14 protein-coding genes are annotated in these 18269 nt (G+C 62.4%); 8 read left to right on the top strand and 6 right to left on the bottom strand.

The window, feature by feature from the left end:
- Positions 1-7: 7 nt before the first annotated feature.
- Complete coding sequence (locus TMPK1_RS01440; RefSeq protein WP_420240957.1) at positions 8-3157, top strand: efflux RND transporter permease subunit; 3150 nt, start codon at positions 8-10, stop codon at positions 3155-3157.
- On the opposite strand, the gene TMPK1_RS01435 is transcribed toward TMPK1_RS01440, so the two are convergent.
- Both TMPK1_RS01435 and TMPK1_RS01430 read right to left on the bottom strand, forming a co-directional pair.
- Complete coding sequence (locus TMPK1_RS01435; RefSeq protein ID WP_420240956.1) at positions 3154-4365, bottom strand: efflux RND transporter periplasmic adaptor subunit; 1212 nt, start codon at positions 4363-4365, stop codon at positions 3154-3156. The genes TMPK1_RS01440 and TMPK1_RS01435 overlap by 4 nt on opposite strands.
- Complete coding sequence (locus TMPK1_RS01430; protein WP_420240955.1) at positions 4362-7559, bottom strand: efflux RND transporter permease subunit; 3198 nt, start codon at positions 7557-7559, stop codon at positions 4362-4364. Before TMPK1_RS01430 ends, TMPK1_RS01435 begins: the two co-directional genes overlap by 4 nt.
- Before the next feature lie 270 nt (positions 7560-7829).
- Here TMPK1_RS01430 and TMPK1_RS01425 point away from each other — a divergent pair, with 270 nt between their 5' ends.
- The gene (locus TMPK1_RS01425; RefSeq protein ID WP_420240954.1) at positions 7830-8624 is read left to right on the top strand and encodes an outer membrane protein; all 795 of its coding nucleotides are present in this window, start codon (positions 7830-7832) and stop codon (positions 8622-8624) included.
- Between the two features lie 193 nt (positions 8625-8817).
- Here the strand turns inward: TMPK1_RS01425 and TMPK1_RS01420 are convergent, their stop codons facing one another.
- Positions 8818-9012: a hypothetical protein gene (locus TMPK1_RS01420; RefSeq protein WP_420240953.1), complete on the bottom strand. Its 195-nt coding sequence runs from the start codon at positions 9010-9012 to the stop codon at positions 8818-8820.
- A 66-nt stretch (positions 9013-9078) separates the two neighbouring features.
- Between TMPK1_RS01420 and TMPK1_RS01415 the strand changes: the two genes are divergently transcribed.
- The 4 genes from TMPK1_RS01415 to TMPK1_RS01400 all read left to right on the top strand — a co-directional run bounded on the left by TMPK1_RS01415 (position 9079) and on the right by TMPK1_RS01400 (position 14229).
- Positions 9079-10281, top strand: coding sequence for an OmpA family protein (locus tag TMPK1_RS01415; RefSeq protein ID WP_420240952.1), 1203 nt, complete (start codon positions 9079-9081; stop codon positions 10279-10281).
- A gap of 120 nt (positions 10282-10401) precedes the next feature.
- Positions 10402-12759, top strand: a complete 2358-nt coding sequence (locus tag TMPK1_RS01410) for an N-6 DNA methylase (protein WP_420240951.1) — start codon at positions 10402-10404, stop codon at positions 12757-12759.
- A 90-nt stretch (positions 12760-12849) separates the two neighbouring features.
- On the top strand, positions 12850-13470 hold the full coding sequence (locus TMPK1_RS01405; protein WP_420240950.1) for a phasin family protein: 621 nt from the start codon (positions 12850-12852) through the stop codon (positions 13468-13470).
- Positions 13471-13557: 87 nt separating this feature from the next.
- Positions 13558-14229 carry a hypothetical protein gene (locus TMPK1_RS01400; protein ID WP_420240949.1) on the top strand — a complete coding sequence of 224 codons (672 nt, stop codon included), beginning with the start codon at positions 13558-13560 and terminating at the stop codon, positions 14227-14229.
- 24 nt (positions 14230-14253) lie between these two features.
- Here TMPK1_RS01400 and TMPK1_RS01395 read toward each other — a convergent pair whose 3' ends face one another.
- The 3 genes from TMPK1_RS01395 to TMPK1_RS01385 form a co-directional block, all read right to left on the bottom strand.
- The gene (locus tag TMPK1_RS01395) at positions 14254-14643 is read right to left on the bottom strand and encodes a hypothetical protein (RefSeq protein ID WP_420240947.1); all 390 of its coding nucleotides are present in this window, start codon (positions 14641-14643) and stop codon (positions 14254-14256) included.
- A 132-nt stretch (positions 14644-14775) separates the two neighbouring features.
- Complete coding sequence (locus TMPK1_RS01390) at positions 14776-15846, bottom strand: DNA cytosine methyltransferase (protein WP_420240946.1); 1071 nt, start codon at positions 15844-15846, stop codon at positions 14776-14778.
- The gene (locus tag TMPK1_RS01385; protein WP_420240945.1) at positions 15843-16175 is read right to left on the bottom strand and encodes a hypothetical protein; all 333 of its coding nucleotides are present in this window, start codon (positions 16173-16175) and stop codon (positions 15843-15845) included. Before TMPK1_RS01385 ends, TMPK1_RS01390 begins: the two co-directional genes overlap by 4 nt.
- 29 nt (positions 16176-16204) lie before the next feature.
- Here TMPK1_RS01385 and TMPK1_RS01380 point away from each other — a divergent pair, with 29 nt between their 5' ends.
- Together TMPK1_RS01380 and TMPK1_RS01375 are read left to right on the top strand one after the other, a co-directional pair.
- Positions 16205-17182: a hypothetical protein gene (locus TMPK1_RS01380; protein ID WP_420240944.1), complete on the top strand. Its 978-nt coding sequence runs from the start codon at positions 16205-16207 to the stop codon at positions 17180-17182.
- Complete coding sequence (locus TMPK1_RS01375) at positions 17179-18267, top strand: hypothetical protein (protein ID WP_420240943.1); 1089 nt, start codon at positions 17179-17181, stop codon at positions 18265-18267. Before TMPK1_RS01380 ends, TMPK1_RS01375 begins: the two co-directional genes overlap by 4 nt.
- The last annotated feature ends 2 nt before the right edge of the window (positions 18268-18269 follow it).

Here is an 18269-nt window from a genome sequence, read left to right as displayed (position 1 = left end):
CTCCACCATGCTGCTCACCGACATCTCGGTCCGCCGGCCCGTCACCGCGATGGTGCTGAACGCGCTGATCATCGTCTTCGGCCTGATCGGCTATCAGAAACTCTCGGTGCGCGAATATCCGCGTGCCGACGCGGCTGCGATCGCGATCAACACCTCCTATCCCGGTGCAGCACCGGAAGTTATCGACACGGTCGTGACGCGCGTCATCGAAGACGAGCTGGCCGGCGTCGAAGGAATCGACTTCATCAGCGCTGCATCGCGCGACGGCTATAGCAGCGTCTTCATCACCTTCCTGCCCGGCCGCGATCTCGAAGCGGCCGCCAACGACGTGCGCGAAGGCATGTCGCGCGCGACGGCGCAGTTGCCGGCCACGGTCGACCGTCCGGTCATGTACAAGTTCGACAGTTCGGCCGATCCGGTTTTCATCCTGACCTTGACCAGCACCAGCATGACGCCGATCGAGCTCAGCGACTGGGCGCGACGCGGCTTCCTCGATCAGCTCAACGCCGTTCCCGGCGTCGCCAACGTGATGATCTGGGGCGAGCGCCAGCAATCGATGCGTATCTGGCTCGATCGTGCCGCGATGACCGCGCGACGCATCACGTCGACCGACGTCGAAGACGCGCTCAACCGCGAGAATATCGACATCGTCGCGGGCCGCATCGAAGCCAGCCAACGCGAACTGACGATCCGTGCCGATACGCGCCTGGCAACGCCAGAAGCGTTCCGCCGCCTGGTCGTGCGCCAAAGCCCGACCGGCGCCATTCGTCTCGGCGACGTTGCGCGCGTCGAAATCGGACCGCGCGAACCGCGCGGCGCGTTGCGCATCAACGGCAAATCCGCCGTCAGTCTCGCAATCCTGAAACAGACCAGCGCCAACACGCTCGACGTATCGGCCGGCGTGCGCAAGCGCATTGCCGAACTGTCACGCTCGATGCCCGACGGCACGACCGTCGAAGCAGGCCAGGACGACGCGACGCCAATCCGCGCCTCGATCCACGAAATCTTCGTCGCACTCGGCGCCGCGCTGGCGCTGGTGGCCCTGGTCGTGTTCGCCTTCCTGCGGTCGGCGACGGCGGCCGCGATCACGATGTTCGCCGTCCCCGTCTCGCTCGCCGCCAGTTTCGGCGTGCTGTCGCTGCTGGGTTATTCGATCAACGTGTTCACCTTGCTGGCGATGGTGCTGGCGATCGGCCTCGTGGTCGACGACGCAATCATCGTGGTCGAGAACATCGTCACGCGCATGCATGCGGGCGAGCCGCCCTTGCTGGCTGCCTATCGCGGTGGACGTCAAATTGGCTTCGCCGTCATTGCAACCACCGCCGTGTTGATGAGCGTGATCCTGCCGCTGACCTTGGTCACCGGCACGGTCGGACCGATGCTGCGCGAATTCGCAGCCGCGCTGGTCTCGTCGCTGTTCTTCTCGGCCGTCGCGGCGCTGACCTTCGGTCCGGTTCTGTGCGCCAACCTGCTCAAAGCGCAAAAGCTGCACGCGCATGTCGTCGACAATACGAAGGGCGGATTCGAGCGGCTGAAGCGCGGCTATCTGCGCCTGCTCGACTTTGCGCTGGCCCGACCGAAGACAATGCTGGCGGGTGCAGTCGGCGCCTATGCGTTGTTCGGCGCCTTGTACTTGACCTTGCCGCAGGAGCTGGCGCCGTCGGAGGACACGCGACAGTTCTTCATCAGCGTCAACGGCCCCGAAGGCGCCAGCCAGCAATTCATGCTGGACGAGCTGGCCAAGGCCGAACAGATCCTGCTGCCCTATACCGGCCCCGATGGCGAAGTGAAGCGCGTGCTGGTGCGCCTGTTCGGCGACGGCAGCAATGGCGGTGCCGGCGTCAATCGCGGCAACATCGCCGTGCTGCTGTATGACTGGGACGAAAAAAAGACGCGCCCGCTTGAAGTCATCATGGAAGAAATGCGCGTGAAGCTGCTCGACGTACCGGGCCTGCGCTTCGCCGTCATCAATCCGCAGAACCTCGCGGGCGCGCCTGGCAACATCGTGTCGTTCCAGCTTGGCGGCAACACGTATGACGAGCTGGTCGTGTGGCGCGACCAACTGTTCGAGCGACTGGCCCAGTCCAAGCTGCTCAACGGTCCGCGCGCCAGCTACGACGAAACCAAGCCGCAGCTGCGCGTGCGCATCGACCGTGAACGTGCGCAAGATCTCGGCCTCGACGCCGGCACGATCAGCCGCACCTTGGAAGTGATGATGGCAGGCCGTCGTGTCGGCCGTTTCATCGATCGCGGCCGCGAATATGACGTCATGCTGCAGGCAGCACCGTCGGTGCGCGCGCAGCAGGCCGAGCTGCAGAATTTCTACGTCCGCTCCAGCAACCCGGCGGTGCCAAGCGACTTGCGTGCCGACGATCTGATTCCGCTCGCTGCCGTCGTGCAGGCAGAAGAACGCGCCGGCCCAAGCCAGTTGCCGCGCTTCGACCGGCGCGCTGCGATCGGCATCGACGTCAATCTCGCGCCCGGCGTCACGATGAGCGAAGGCATCGCCGAGCTGCGCCGCGCCGCGGCGGACTCGCTGCCACCCGAAGCGCGCATCACCTTCGTCGGTTCGGCCAAGCAATATGCCGCGACCGGCCAATCAACGTTGATCGCGTTCGGACTCGCCATCATCGTCGCCTTCCTGGTTCTGGCGGCGCAGTTCGAAAGCATACGTCTGCCGCTGCTGGTGATGGCGACCGTACCGCTGGCGTTGCTGGGCGGCGTGGCCGCGCTGCACCTCACCGGCATGACGATCAACACCTACACGCAGATCGGCATGGTGATGCTGATCGGACTGATCGCGAAGAACGCGATTCTGATCGTCGAATTCTCGAACCAGCTACGAACGCAAGGCCGCAGCACGATCGAAGCGGTGCGCGAAGCCGCGGCTGCGCGACTGCGTCCGATCCTGATGACCTCGATCGCCGCGATCGGCGGCGCCATCCCGCTTGCCATCGCGCATGGCGCCGGTGCCGAAGCGCGCTCGGCGATCGGCGTGACGATCATCGGCGGCGTCGCACTGGGCACCGCCATGTCGTTGTTCGTGACGCCGGTTCTCTACGGTCTGATGGCGCGCACCGTGCGCCCGGTCGGTGCCGTCGGGCGCGAGCTGGCGCAGATGGAAGCAAGCAACGCGATCCCGGTCGGCGCCGACTAACGCTCAGCCGCGCGCGGCTCCGGCGGTTTGGGCGTCTCGGGTTTCGCAACGCGCACCACCTGCCCGTCGGTCAGCGAGTCCGGCGGATCGAGCGCGAACGGCTCGTCGGCTGCAAGACCTTCGACGATCTCGACTTCGTTGCCGAAGTCGCGACCAATTGCGACTTTCTGCAAGGTCACCTTGCCGTCGCTCGCGACTTTGGCGATGCGCTGGCCGTTGGCGCCGAACAGCAGCGCCGTCGCCGGCACGCGCGGGCTGGGGCTGGCATTCTTCAAATGGAAATGCACTTCGGCATAGCTGCCGGGCAACAGCTCGCCGGCGCGATTGTCATATTCCAGCTCGACCATCAACGAGCGCGAATTGGCGTCGAGCGCGTCGGCCATGCGCACCAGGGTCGCGGGGAAATTGCGGCCCGGACGTTCGGCAAAGCGCAACCCCGCCTCGGTCCCGACTTTCAGCACCGGCGTAAACGGCTGCGGTACCTGCACGTAGATGCGCAAGGTGCTGCTATCGACGAGATGAAACAGTTCGGGTCCGACGCCCGAGCCTGCGGCGATCAGCTGGCCGACATCGGTACGACGTGACGAGATCACCCCATCGAACGGCGCCACGACGCGCTTGAAGCCTTGCAGCTGCAATAGACGTTCGCGGTTGGCGCGTGCCGATTGCAGTTGTGCGCGCTTGGCGTTGGCGTCGGCGTTTTTTTCGTCGGCCGCCTGTTGCGAGACCGTACCTTTGGCCAGCAAGTCGCGCCAGCGCGCGGCGGTGCTTTGCGCCAACTGCGACGTCGCCTCGATCGTGTTGAGATCGGCTTCGGCCTGGCGCAGCTGTTCGTCGACTTCGGGCGTTTCGATTTCAGCCAGCAACTGTCCCGCTTTGACGCGCGTGCCGAGATCGACGTACCAGGCCTTCAAATAGCCGCTGGTGCGGGCATAGATCGGCGCTTCCGAACGCGCCTGCACGTTGCCGGGCAAAACCAACTCTTCTTCGCGCGGGCCCAGCTTGGCCGTCGTCACCGTCACCGATTGCACCGCGCGCGCCGCCGTCTGCACTTTCAGCGCGCGCGCATTCAGCAGGCGGCTCGCAATGCCGCTGACCACGACGAGCGCGACGATCACGACCGCAACCGTCAGCAACAGCCGCGTATGTCCTTTGGCCTGACGTTTCAGCCAGGACGGCGGACGGTTCGGATCGAGCGGTGCAGTCATGCGGTTACCAAGCTCTCCGCCGCAGGCGGGCGGCGTCGTCCATGTACGAGGCAAAATACGTTTGGCACCAGCAGCAACGTGGCCACGGTCGCAAAGACCAGCCCGCCGATCACGGCACGGCCCAGCGGTGCGTTCTGTTCGCCGCCGTCCCCCAGCCCCAGCGCCATCGGGATCATGCCGATGATCATCGCCAGTGCGGTCATCAAAACCGGGCGGAACCGCCCGAAGCCGGCTTCGAGCGCGGCTGCTTCGATCCCCATACCGTCGCGCACGCAGTCGCGCGCGAAGCTGATCACCAGGATCGAATTCGCGGTGCCGACGCCCATACACATGATCGCACCGGTCAAGGCCGGCACCGACAGATGCGTGTTGGTGACGAACAACATCCAGACGATGCCCGCCAGCGCCGCGGGCAGCGCTGTGATGATGATCAGCGGATCGATCCAGGATTGGAAATTGACCACGATCAGCAGGTAGACGAGCAGGATCGCGAAACACAGCCCGACATAGAGACCGCGGAAGGACTGCGTCATGGTCTGGACCTGGCCGCGAATATCGACCGTCGCACCGCGCGGCAGCTCGCTCGCAGTCTCGTCCAGAATACGCTGCAGATCTTTGGCGACTGCACCTAGATCGCGATCTTGCACGGCCGCGTAGAGATTCAGCATCGGCGCGGTGTTGTAGTGCGAGACGATGCCAAGCCCGGCGCCGCGTTGCGTCGTACCGACCGCCGCCAGGATCTGCGGCATGCCGTTGCCGCCCGCTGCGCGCGATGCAGCCAGCGCGGTACCGCCGCCGATCGGCGTCGCCTGCAAGGCCTGGAGCGAACTCAACGTCGTTTGCGGCGTCTGCGTCACGATCTGGTACGACACGCCGTTCTCGGGGCTGAGCCAGAAGGTTGGCGAGGTTTGGAAACTGCCCGACAGCGAGATCAGCATGTCGGTCGCAACGTCGCGCTGGGTCAGGCCCAGCTCTTGCGCGCGCGTGCGATCGACGTTCACGCGCAATTCGGGATAGTCGAACGACTGGTGCAGATGCAGGTCGACGAGCCCCGGCACCAACCGCATCTTTTCGAGCAGCTTGTCGGCATAGGCGCGGTTCTGGGTCAGGTTGCGACCCGCGATCGCAACATCGATCGGCGCCGGCAAACCAAAGTTCAGAATCTGCGCCACGATGTCGGCGGGCTGGAACGAGAAGGACGCGCCCGGAAAGCGACGCGGAAGCTCGTCGCGCATCTTGCGCACGTAATCGTCGGTCGCGTGATGGTCGGGCGTCAGCGTAATCAGAATGTCGGCGTCGGACGGGCCGGTCGTACCCGAATTCGAATAACTCAAATTGATGCCGCTGATCGGCAGGCCGATATTGTCGACCATCGTCTGAATTTCGGCCGGTGGAATGATTTCGCGGATCGCGTCTTCGACCCGGTCGCCAAGCCGCGCCGTTTCTTCGACGCGCGTGCCGGCATGGGCGCGCACATGCAGTTTGATCTGCCCGGAATCGACCGAGGGGAAGAAATCCTCGCCCAGAAACGGCACCAGCGCGAACGAGATCACGATCAGGCCGGCAAAGACCGGCACAAACGTCGCGCGCCGCGCCAGGCTCCATTGCAGCAGGTCGCGATAGTCGGCGCGCAGCGATTCAAAATTGCGTTCGAAGCCGGCCTGGAACCGCGCCGGCCAGCGTTTGCGCGTGCCGTCCTGCACGTGCAGCACATGTTTCTGCAGCCAGAACTTGGCCAAGGTTGGCACCAAGGTGCGCGACAGCACGTAGGACGCCAGCATCGCGAACACGACCGCTTCGGCCAGCGGCACGAACAGATACCGCGCGACGCCGGTGAGCAGAAACATCGGGATGAACACGATGCAGATGCTCAAGGTCGAAACCAGCGCCGGGATTGCGATCTGGTCGGCGCCGATCAGAATTGCGTCTTCAACTTCGGCGCCGCGTTCGAGATGCGCGTTGATATTCTCGATCGTGACCGTCGCATCGTCGACCAGAATGCCGACCGCCAGCGCCAGCCCGCCCAAGGTCATGATGTTGATCGTCTGCCCGATCGCGGCCAGCGCGATGATCGAGGCCAGGATCGAAAGCGGGATCGAGATGGTGATGATCAGGGTCGAGCGCCACGACCCTAAGAACAGCAGGATCATCATGCCGGTCAGCGCGGCTGCGATCATCGCTTCGTTGATGACCCCCGAAATCGCGCCGCGCACGAACAGCGACTGATCGCCGATCGTGTCGATCTTGAGCGACTCCGGCAGCGCCATCTGGATGCGCGGCACGCGTTCTTTGATGCGCTCGATAATGTCGAGCGTCGATGCGGCGCCGGTCTTCTGGATCGTCGACAGAACCGCGCGGCCGCCATTGACGCGTACGATGTTGGTTTGCGGCGGGTTGCCGTCGCGCACATGCGCAACGTCACGCACATAAAGAACGGAGCCGTTGGCTGCACGTTTGATCGGAAGGTCGTTCAGGTCGCCGACCGACGTCGGGCTGGCGTTCAGTTTGACGTTGTATTCGAAGCCGCCGATTTTCTGCGTACCCGCCGGCACGATCAGATTTTGCGATCCGATCGCGGCATTGACGTCGGTCGCCGACAGACCGTAGGCGCGCAGCTTCGACGGATCGAGATCGACTTCGATCTGGCGCTGCTTGCCGCCATACGGGTACGGGATCGACGCGCCCTGCACGTCCGCAAGCTGCGTGCGCACCACGTTCTGCGACAGGTCGAACATTTCCTGTTCCGACAGAACGACGCTGGAATAGGCCAGCTGCAGCACCGGCACCGACGAGGCGCTGTAGGACAGAATCAACGGCGACGTGACGCCGGGCGGCAGGTTCTTGAGCTGGCTTTGCGAGATCGCGGTGACCTGGGCCAGCGCCAGTTCGACATTGACCGTGGGCTGAAAGAACAGCTTCACCACGCCTACGCCGGCCAGCGACGTGGACTCAATATGTTCGATGTCGTTGACCGTCGTCGTGCAGGCGCGCTCGAAATTGCCGATGATGCGCGTGCCCATTTCGTCGGCGGGCATGCCGGAATACTGCCAAACGACCGAAACGACCGGGATTTTGATGTCCGGGAAAACGTCCGTCGGCGTTCGTAGAATGGTCAACGGGCCCAGCAGCGCCAGCAGAATTGCCAGCACGACGAACGTGTAGGGCCGCTGCAGGGCGACTTTGACGATCCACATTGGAAGGCGCCGTCCGGTTCGCTGTTCCATGGAAGCGGAACAGACCCCCTCACATGCATGAACAGGCGAGATTCAGGCAAGTGTTCTGCGCGGCTCCTGGCGCGTCATCGGCGCGCGGGAACCCCGTTTCCCAGACGCATCTACGCTGCACATTATTCCCGAGCTGCGTAACAGCCTGTGTCGCTGAATTTTCCATCGTCGCGCGCACGCAACATCCATCTGCTCGATCGCGCCGTATCTGGCGCGCATCCATGATGGGAGTCACAGACTGTGCGTATTCTTTTTGCTCTTCCGCTGTTGAGCGCAGCGCTGCTTTCAAACGCAGCACATGCGCAGCAAGCAGCGTCTACATCACCGTCGTTCAACTGGTCGGGCTTTCATGCCGGCATCAACGCGGGTTTCGGCACCAGTGACAAAGAAGACATCGTCACGACGGGCGTGCTTGCCGGCAACATCGCGCAGATCGCCGCCAATCGCCGTCCCGGCCTGGTGACGAATTCGCGCGACGGTTTCCTCGGCGGCGCGCAGATCGGTTACGATTGGCAGGTCGGCAAGTTCGTGTACGGCGTCGAAGCCGATCTCGACATTACCGATCTCGATCACACGACCAGCTTCATCAGCACGCTGAACGATCGCACCGACTTCAAGCAGAAGCAGACGAGCTTCGGCACGGTGCGCGCGCGCGCCGGTTACGCGGTCGGCAACTTCCTGCCGTATGTCACGGCGGGTTGGGCGTTCGGCCGCTATTCGAACAGCGTCAATCTGATCAGCAACGCGGCACCGAACCCGGTCACTTTCTCGGGCTCGCAGAGCGGCCTTGGCACCGGTTGGACGGCCGGCGCCGGCATCGACTATGCGCTGGCCGGCACGACCGCGTTCGGCAATCCGGTGAGCTTGCGTGCCGAGTATCTCTATTACGATCTCGGCGGTCGCAACGTGAACGTCCCGGGCGTACCCGGTCTCGGCAATGGCGGATACGTGTCGCGCTTCGACAATACCGGCCACGTTCTGCGCGTCGGCCTGAACTTCAAGTTCGGCGGCCCTGCCGCGAGCTCGTCCTACTAAAAGTTCCTGCATGGCTGTGTCCTGCAGCGACCTGCAGCGCATAGCTGAACTGCCAAACGACAAAATGCGCCGGTGCAAGCCGGCGCATTTTTTTCTGCTGCAATTTGGAACACGCAGCTGAAAATGTGAATCGCGGTGACATTCCCGTGATCCGACTCGGGAAATTCGGTCAGCAGACTGACGGATACCACTGCTATACGCGTTTCACTGCGTGACGCTGTACGCCGCAGAACCGCTCGGTAAAACGCGTTGCGGTTCGCTTGCGCTGCACGTCGACCATCCAAAAATTGTCACCGTTGCTGCAGAACAAGAGGGGCGCGGCGGCGCGCCGCATCATCTGTTGCAGCTTTGCACCACCGCGTCCTTGCGTCGTTGACCGATGGATCATCGGAACAAAATCACCGTTGTTGATCCGTCATGCGCGCATCGGCGCGTACAATCTGGAGTTCAAGCAATGCAACGTCGCTTCGCCCTTACACTGCTGACTGCCGCGCTGCTCGCCGGCACGGCGCAGGCGCAGCAGTCTTCTTCGTCGTCCTCTTCATCGTCGTCGCAGTGGTTTTCGTCCACGCCGACGCCGGGGACGTTCAACTGGTCCGGCCTCTATGGCGGCATCAACGGCGGGTTCAGCCCGTCGATCGGCAACAAGATCGAGACGCAGGGCGTCGGCGCCAACGCCGCCAACGTTCTGTCGGGCCGTCGCCCGGGTTCGATCACCAACGACCGCGAAGGCGCAGTCGCGGGCGGTCAGGTTGGCTTCAACTGGCAGACGGGCAATATCGTCTACGGTGCTGAAGCGGACTTCGATTGGGCCGACCTCAACCACACGCAGAACTACTACAGCGCCCTCAACGATCGCGCCCAGTTCAACCAGCACCAGTACACGCTGGGCACGGTTCGTGCGCGCGTCGGCTACGCGTTCGATCGCTGGCTGCCGTATGTCACAGGCGGTTGGGCGTATGGTCGTTACTCGAACGGCGCCAACTTCTATAGCAACGCGCCGGGTACCCCGCTCGCCTTCACCGGCAACCAGAGCGGCTTCGGCAGCGGCTGGACGGCGGGTGGTGGTGTCGAATACGCGATTCCGACCAACACCTTCTCGATGTTCGGCAACGCCGTCACGCTGCGCGCCGAGTATCTCTATTACGACCTCGGCGAACGTACGATCGGCGTGAACGGCGCCACCGGCGGCTATGCCAGCAAGTTCGAGAACAAAGGTCAGGTCGCCCGTCTTGGCCTGAACTTCAAGTTCGGTGGTCCGGCGGTGCAGACCGCAACCGTGCAGCAGGCTTCGTACACGCCGCCGCCGGCACAGCGTGCGCAGGCACCGCGGTCGTATCTCGTCTTCTTTGACTTCGACCGCAGCGATCTGACGCCGGAAGCGTCGAACATCGTCAAAACTGCGGCCGACAATGCGAAGTCGGGCAACGTCACGCGCATCGACGTCACCGGTCACGCCGACCGTTCGGGTTCGGACCAGTACAATCTGCGTCTCTCCCAGCGTCGCGCGCAGACGGTCCAGGCCGAGCTGGTGCGTGACGGCATCCCGGCCGACCAGATCTCGGTTTCGGCCAAGGGCGAAAGCGAGCCGCTGGTGCCGACCGCCGATGGCGTGCGCGAGCCGCAGAATCGTCGCGTCGAAATCGTCTATCGCTAATCCAGCCTAGACACAGCGAAGCGCCGGCACGGGAAACCGTGCCGGCGTTTTTCGTTGGGCATATGCCCAGCGCGAACCGTCAGCTAGGCTGACGCCCGAATCGTCGGGCAGGCTCCCTTGATGGCAACAACTGCGTTCTCGGCGCACAACCTGGTGCGGGACTTCTGCACCGGCGGGTTGCTCCATCGCTTGGCCCGCGCGCTCCATCAAAGTCTGGCCGCACACGTTGCCGCGCCGACGCAAACGCGTTGGGCCGACTGGGAGACGCTGTTCCGCCTCTCGCACGAAGACCTGTCGCAACAGCGCAGGATCGACGAGCGACGACGCGTTCTTGGCGCATTGCTGGCGACCGACCTAAAAGACCCAAAGGCGGAATATGCCGCGCTGTTCGCGCTGCACACGGCCTACGCGATCCTGGTCAAGCTGATCGCCTGGCGCGTCACCACCGACGGCAAGGCGCAGCACGCATCCCTGCGCGACTTCTGCGCCACGCTGGAAGACGGCAGCGGCTTTCGCGGCGTCACCAAGTTGTGCGAGGGCGATTTCTTCGCCTGGTACGCTGACCCGGCGCAATGGACCGACGCCATCGCGGCTTCGGTGCAGGAGATGCTGGCCGTGCTGGCACGCTACGACGACCCGCGCACCATCTTCGTCGATACGCACGCAGTCGATCTGTTCCGGCCGCTCTACGAAGCGACCGTGCCGCAAGTGGTGCGGGTCAGTTTTGGCGAGTTCTACACGCCGCTGTGGCTGGCGCAGCATGTCGTGCGCGCGACGCCGCGCGCGGCGGGCTGGACCGCGCTCGATCCGTGCTGCGGCTCGGGTACGTTCGTGATTGCTGCGATCGGCGAGCTGCGCCGCGAACTTGCAGCCCAGCCGCTGCGCGACGCTGCGCGGGAAATTCTGCGCCGGGTCCACGGACTCGATCTCAATCCGTTGGCGGTGCTGACCGCGCGCGTCCATTACCTGATCCATATCGCCGACCTGCTCGACGCGCAGGACGGTGACGTCACCATTCCGGTATTTCTCGGCGACGCGTCGAGCTTCACGACCGACATCGGGACGTTCACGACCATCGTCGGCAATCCGCCCTGGGTCGATTGGAAGTCCCTGCCCGCCGGCTATCGCGAGAAGATCAAAACCCTCTGCATCGATCGCGGCCTGTTTTCAGGCGCCGGACGTACCGGCGGCATCAACCTCAACATCTGCGCCTTGATCACGCATGTCGCGGCGTCGAACTGGTTGGCGCCCGGCGGCAGCCTCGCCTTTCTGATGCCGAAGGAACTCGCCAACCAGGCGTCGTACGAAGGCTGGCGCAGAACGGTTGGCGGCGCAGACGTTGCGCTGGTGGCGTTGCACGACTGGTCGCGCGCGGGACATCCGTTCGATCCGGTCAAGGAAGATTTCCTGACCTTCCTGTTCGAAGCGCGCAAAGCCGATCGGGATACGGTCGCGGTGCGCAGCTTTGCCAAGACCGGCAAAGCCAGATCGCATGCATGGACGACGCTGGAAGACGCAGAAACGAACCTCACCTGGCGCGATCACGTTGCAGGTCAGCTGATCGAAGGCAGCACCGCCTACACGATCGCCGACGACCAACGTGAACTCGACCGGTTCCGCAAGATCGCGGGCCACTGCGCGTATAAAGGCCGCGAAGGCGTCGAGTTCTATCCGCAGGAACTGATGCTGTTCACCTACGACGGCCCCGGACCAACGACGGGTACGGTCTGGGTCAAGAACGTGCAGGTGGCACGCTCGAAATACAGAATCCCGCAACAGCGCGTGCTGCTGGAAACGACCTATCTCTTCCCGCTCGCCAAAGGTCCCGGCATCGGCGCGTTCGACTATGACGATCCGGAGATGCTGGTTGCGTTTCCCTACGACGCGTCCAATCCGCATGCGCCGCTGTCGCAGGCAACGCTCGAACAGACGTCACCGCTACTGTTGGCCTTCTATCGCAGGTTCAAGACGCAGCTCGAAAACCAGACGGCATACAGCGACTCGATCCGTGGCGACGGCGAGTTCTACGGCGTCGCGCGTACCGGCCCCTACTCGTTCATGTCGTGTTACGTCGCCTATCGCGACAACAGCAAATGGTGCGCGACGGTTTTGACGACCAAGACGATGCCGTGGGGCGAAGAGAAGCGGTTCCTGTTTCAGAACCATGCCGTGTCGATCTGCGAGCGCAGCAAGACGCAGGCGATCGATCTCGACGAGGCCTATTTCATCGCCGGCATTTTCAACACCGGCGTGGTGCGCGATTTCATCTACGCCACGTCGGACAATCGCTCGTTCAAGATCCGGCCGCCGGTGCACGTGCCGCTGTTCGACAAGAAGAACGCGACCCACGCAAAGATCGCGGCACTGGCCCAGGAAGCGCACAGGAAGCGCAAGCTGCGCGCCGTCAACCTGGCCAAGATCGAGACCGCCTATCTCAAACTCTGCGATGGGCGCGTGAAACAACCGACGCTGTTGTAACAGGCGCACGCGACGGCGTTTTTCCCAAGTAGGCGAACTTTTCCGTACGCCGGGAGTTGCAGGGGAAACCCCCTGCCCCCGGAGCGCTTCATGACCGACCACGCCGACAACAAGGAAGCCATCCGCGCCGCCAACGAGGTGCTGGCCAAAACCGCGAATGACGGCGCGGCGGTGATTGCCGACGCGGTGACCGCGACCGTGCACCAGACCTTGGACGCGGCACAGCAGCTCGACGAGACCGTGGCGACCTTGCGCGATGCGGCGACCGATGCGGCCGTCCAGGTCGGCGAAACCGCAAATACCGCGATTGCCGTCAGCGCCGACGCGGTGGCGCGCAGCGTCGATACCTCGCAGCAGGTTCTGGCCGAAACCGCCGACGCGATCGCGACGCAACGCGCCCGGGTCGCGCATGTCGCGACCGACCGGGTCGACGCGCTGCTCGACAGCGTCAGCGCAGTGACGCACGGCATGGAAGAGATGCGGCAGACCTGGGTACGCCTCGCCAAACATGCGTTCGACGAAGCGGCGCGCGGTCCGCAAGAGCTTTTGCAATGCGGCAGCCTGCACGACGTTGCCGAGCTGCACCGGGCCAAGCTGAAGGATGCGATGGAAACGACGGCGCAGGCCAGTCGCGCCATGTTCGACATCTCGACGCGCATCGCGCGCGAAGCGGTGCGGCCGCTAACGGCGAGCCGGCGCGCCGCAGAATAAGACGCCGGCGCGAACGCGCCCGTATTTTCCGTTGCCGGGTCGCCCTGCCCGTGCGAGTCGAGTTGCTCGGCTGGCATGGGGCGGCGGATGCGGATTCGGCGTGTGGTTTCGTGGGCGGCGGTTGCGGTCGCCGTCGTGCTTGGCGCCATCTGTTACGCGCCGTCGACCTTGTTCTTTCCGTATGAAGTGCTGGCGGGCGACGTCAGGATCCTGGCCGAAGCGCCGGTCGATGCGGTTGCGATCGCCGACATCCTGGCGCGCGCCGATGCGCGGCTTGCAACCAGCCCGCTTGCAACGCCGCTCGGTCGACGCACGATCTACCTGACCAACGGCGGTTGGCGCTGGACGCTTCTGTCGCTGCCGCTCGGGCGTGGCGCGTTCGCGGTGACGCGCCCCTTCTCGACCAACATCGTGCTCAACCGCAGCGACGTCGCCAAGGATCGCGTCGGCAACAACGCGCCGACCGGCGGACGACGCACCTTGACCGGCACGATCGCGCACGAGACGACGCATCTGCTGATCAACCGTCATTACGGCCCGTTGCAAGCGCGCTTCTTCGCGACCTGGCGCGTCGAGGGCTATTGCGACCACGTCGCCGGCGAAAGCAGCCTGTCACCCGAGGACGCCGAACGACTGCGCAACAGCGGCACCGTCACGCCGGCGCTGCAGTATTTCGATGCGCGGCGGAAGATCGAAGCGGAGGCGGCTGCGGGCGCGACGGTCGATCAACTGCTGCAGGGGAACGCCGGCGCGAACTAGCGCCAACGTTCCCTGCCCTGCGCGTTACGTCGACCTCTTCGCCAGACGTTCGAGATCGTCGACGCAACTACGCAGCATCGGCCAGGGCGGTTCGGCGCTTTGCGGCTCGGGCGCGTTCTGCAGGATCGTCACCGCGATCTTGCCCGCGACGCCTTCGATCGATTGCGCCTTGGTTTTCTCGAGCGCGCGTGCACAGGCATCGAGCCGATCCGACAACTTGTCTCGCGCGTCGCGCGCTTCGATGTAGGCACGTTCGGCGGCAGGACGTTCGGCGAGCGGTGCGTCGAACATGGCACGCTCGCGGTTGGACGCGGTGGTGCAGAAGCGATTCAGCTGGTCGCAGTCGGCTTGCCAGATCCGGCTCATCGCGAGCGCGGGGTCGTCGGGCGGTGTGTTGGGTGGTGCGTTGGTCATGCGGTCGTCCTCGTTAGAGAGTTCGATCGCGAGGCTGGCAGACACAGGACGTGTCGCTAAATTGGCGACAGATTTCTCTGGAAATCGCTGACGCCGCTAGAGATGAGACTAAAGCGCAGTCTCGAAGGATGCTTATTCAGCAGCGTCCAAGAGAACGTGTGCAAACGGCGCGACACCAAGCTCCCGCCCAAGTCGCTCAGCTAGGATCGGGCTCACGGCGTTTGCGATCTGCAGACGTTGACTCGTTACACCCGCAGAGAAATGAAAACGATCTGGGAAGCCTTGCAGGCGCGCGCCTTCGCGCGCAGTAAGCCCGCGGTTTTGAAACGGATGGATACAGCGCGTGCCGGAAGGCTTGCCCATGTTCTGCGTGACTGCAACCGCAGGCGAGCCACTATGTAAACGGGAATAGCTGTTATGAAAGCCTGACTTCGGCTGGTAACGATCAGGAATGTAAGTTCGATTACCGCCGTCGGGAATAAACGAAATCGCTTTTACTAGATGCGCCGGGTGCTTACTGGCCTCGTGACCTTGAAGCACCTTTGATCCGAGCCGCATGTGACGTTGATACTCGGTGATTGCAGGTCGATCGTACTTCTCAGCACATTCGCCTGGCGACAGTTCAGGAAGGTCGCCTATTGCGTCTTCGACCGTCACGTATCGATCGGGGGAATGAGAGGCTTCGAGCCCAGTGAACTCGCGCCCTTCACGATCGCCAATGAAGAAAACGCGATGGCGAAGCTGCGGCACACCGTAGTCGGCAGCACGCAACACCATATAGCTGACCGCATATCCTTGTTTACGGAATAGCTTTGCGACCGCGTCGACAAAGTTCATATCCCTAAGGCCAACGACGTTTTCGATTAAGAAGCCACGCGGCTGCAAAACCGAAACGACTCTTGCGAACTCATGCACGAGGCGATTTCGCGGGTCCGTCCGCTCGCGTTTTCCCACCGTGGAGAAACCTTGGCACGGCGGGCCACCGACGACCCAGTCGGGTGTCTCATTCAACTCGTCGCGCAGACGGCGCTCGGTCAACGACCGCACATCGTCCAGCAACGCCGGATGATCTGGAAAATTGGCGCGGTACGTCTGAAGCGCGTCCTTCCAGACGTCGACCGCCAACAACGGGCGCCAGCCGGCGTTGCTTAAGCCGAGGCTCAATCCGCCCGCTCCGCAAAATAACTCAACGAACGTGGTCACTGCTCGCCTCGCGTTCCGCGTAAGAACTTGACGTATAACAAGCCAGCTCTTTTCAGCTGCGATTGCACCGCCCCGGACAAGGCTCGGAATTCTTTGTTCTTGAGCAGTTCGCTCCAGAGTGCATCACCGTCTTCCGCTTCAGCCACGCGCACGTAGCGCATCGTACGGCGCACGCGCGAGCAAACGTCGGACACGACGCGCCCCTTCGTGCCTTGCTCGGCGAGCCACGAGCGGAAGCCCTCTTCTTGCGGAAGAGTCGCTCGGGCCGCAAAGAGGCCTTGCTGACGGTTTTCGGATGGCACGACTCGACTATAATCGAGGCCAAACAAGACGTCAAAAAAACGACGTCGGAGGGGAAATGGACGACCTACTTGCTGATCTCTCAGCACAATTTCGTCGTCGAAAATTCTCGGCGGGCGTTCTTGTTGCGCTCATCGATATGGTCGACGCCCTGGGCCTTCCATCATCCGAGATACAGGACCTAGACGCGTTTTTCGCGCACTACCCTCGTCAAACAAAGACTGGCGAGAAGGTTCTCAATACACTGATCGTCGCAACGGGGAACGGCAACACTCTAAGCTTACGAGGCTTCTACGACGCTGCGGAGCGCTTATTTCGTGCCGAACATCACCGTTTCGACTATCCAAGTTGCGCGCCACACGCAACGCAAGCGTGGCAAGACTATTTACCGTGGCTTGCGCAGTTGATCGTCATGACTCATGCGCAACGAGCTCTGCTGCGCGAAGACGTGGTCAACTTCGTACTACGAGCACTTCCGTCGCAGGCATTCGACCCGTCAACGATACGCGTCGAACCGCCACTCTTTCGCGACATCCTTGCAGAGTTTGAGCTTGTCGGCGCTGGCGAACCCTCCGGCGCAGTTTTTCAGGGAATCGTGTTTGGATTTTTGCGAGCGGACAATCCGCATCTGCAGATCGAAATTGAGAAGGTTCGAACAGGATCGAAGCGGCTACAGCGCGTTGGGGACGTTGACGGATGGGAAGGAGAGCGCTTAGCGCTTTCAGCGGAGGTCAAGCAGTTTCCGTTTGAGGAAAGCGACGTTGCTGACGTCGCTGCGTTTGCCAACGCGACCGGCCAGCGTGGCACCCTTGCCATCGTTGCAGCGCTCACCTTCACATCCAATGCGCGCATCAATCTAAGCAACCTCGGCGTCAAACCGCTTGATCGAAAAGACTTGCTTCGGATCGTCGAACTTTGGGACCCGATTAAGCAACGCATTGCCGTCACGTCGTTTCAGTACTACGCGGCTCACGTTGAAAAGAACTCGAAGCTGCGGGACCGAATTCGTGAATTCGTCGAAAGCAGAACAGCATGAGGCTTGGGACGACTGCTAAAATCACCAAAGCGCAACTCGGCGCGTGCGAGAATGCGATGCGTGTCACGCCGGGTTTTCTCACGGGAAAAAATCGACGCTCGCCAACGATCACAAAGATCCTCCGCCTCCTCCACGAGAAATTGGATGAAGATCGCGGATATGCATTTCTGATGACGATCGCGATCGCTGGCTTGATCCAGCAGGTTAGCCAGGACACCGGGAAAAATCCGACGCTCAACGGACTGTTGAGGTCACAGCCGAACAAAAGATCAAAAACTCTAACCCTCGCGTGCGCAGGAAAAGTTTACTCACTTCGAACGCTATATGAGCGTCTACATAACTTCGCAGTGCTGGACCTCGCACGGCCGTCCGTTCCGTATGGCCCTCAACAAGCAACGGAAAGCTGGCCAGACTTCAAAGCTGAGATGCAGATGGTATTGGGGATGACGCCCACGGAGCGTGCGACGTTGATCCTGCAAATCTTGTCGCTTCTAATGAAGCGGTGGCCGCCAATAACGTCCGTAAACACCGCATCCTTTAAAGCGCGACCATTTACGACGTTGCTGGCCAAATTCCCGATCTCCACACAAGGGGAGCGACATGGCGCAATGATGCAGGCAATTGCCTATGGGTACTATCGAGCTGACGCTCCGAATCTCGCACTTGAAACCGCGAAGTCGCGCGCAGGAGGTAAGAGAACGCAGCGAGTTGGCGATATCGACGGGTATAGCGGCCGCGCGCTTGCGCTGTCAGTGGAGGTAAAAGCTTTACGCTTGCTTGCCTCGCACCAACCCCAAATGCAGCGCTTTCTAAATGCACTCGCAATGCATAAGAACACGACCGCAGTTGTGGTTGCCTCCGACTTTGAGGCGGAATATCGAAGGACGCTAGAGTCGCGAGGGCTCTCTACGATAAGCCTCGAAGAACTGCAGCGAAGCGTGAAGCTTTGGGATATGCCGAAGCAAATTCAAGCTGTGCGCGGAGTCTGGTACTTCCTCAATCGAGTCGAAAGAAAACCAGAAATGCAGACGAGGCTCGAGGATTTCATCGCATCTCGCTTTTCAATACGCGAAGTACTGGGCTAACC

It is taken from the genome of Roseiterribacter gracilis, from assembly GCA_018332375.1.
Taxonomy (GTDB): Bacteria; Pseudomonadota; Alphaproteobacteria; order BOG-932; family Roseiterribacteraceae; genus Roseiterribacter; species Roseiterribacter gracilis.
This window is presented reverse-complemented; position numbering and strand designations above follow the sequence as displayed.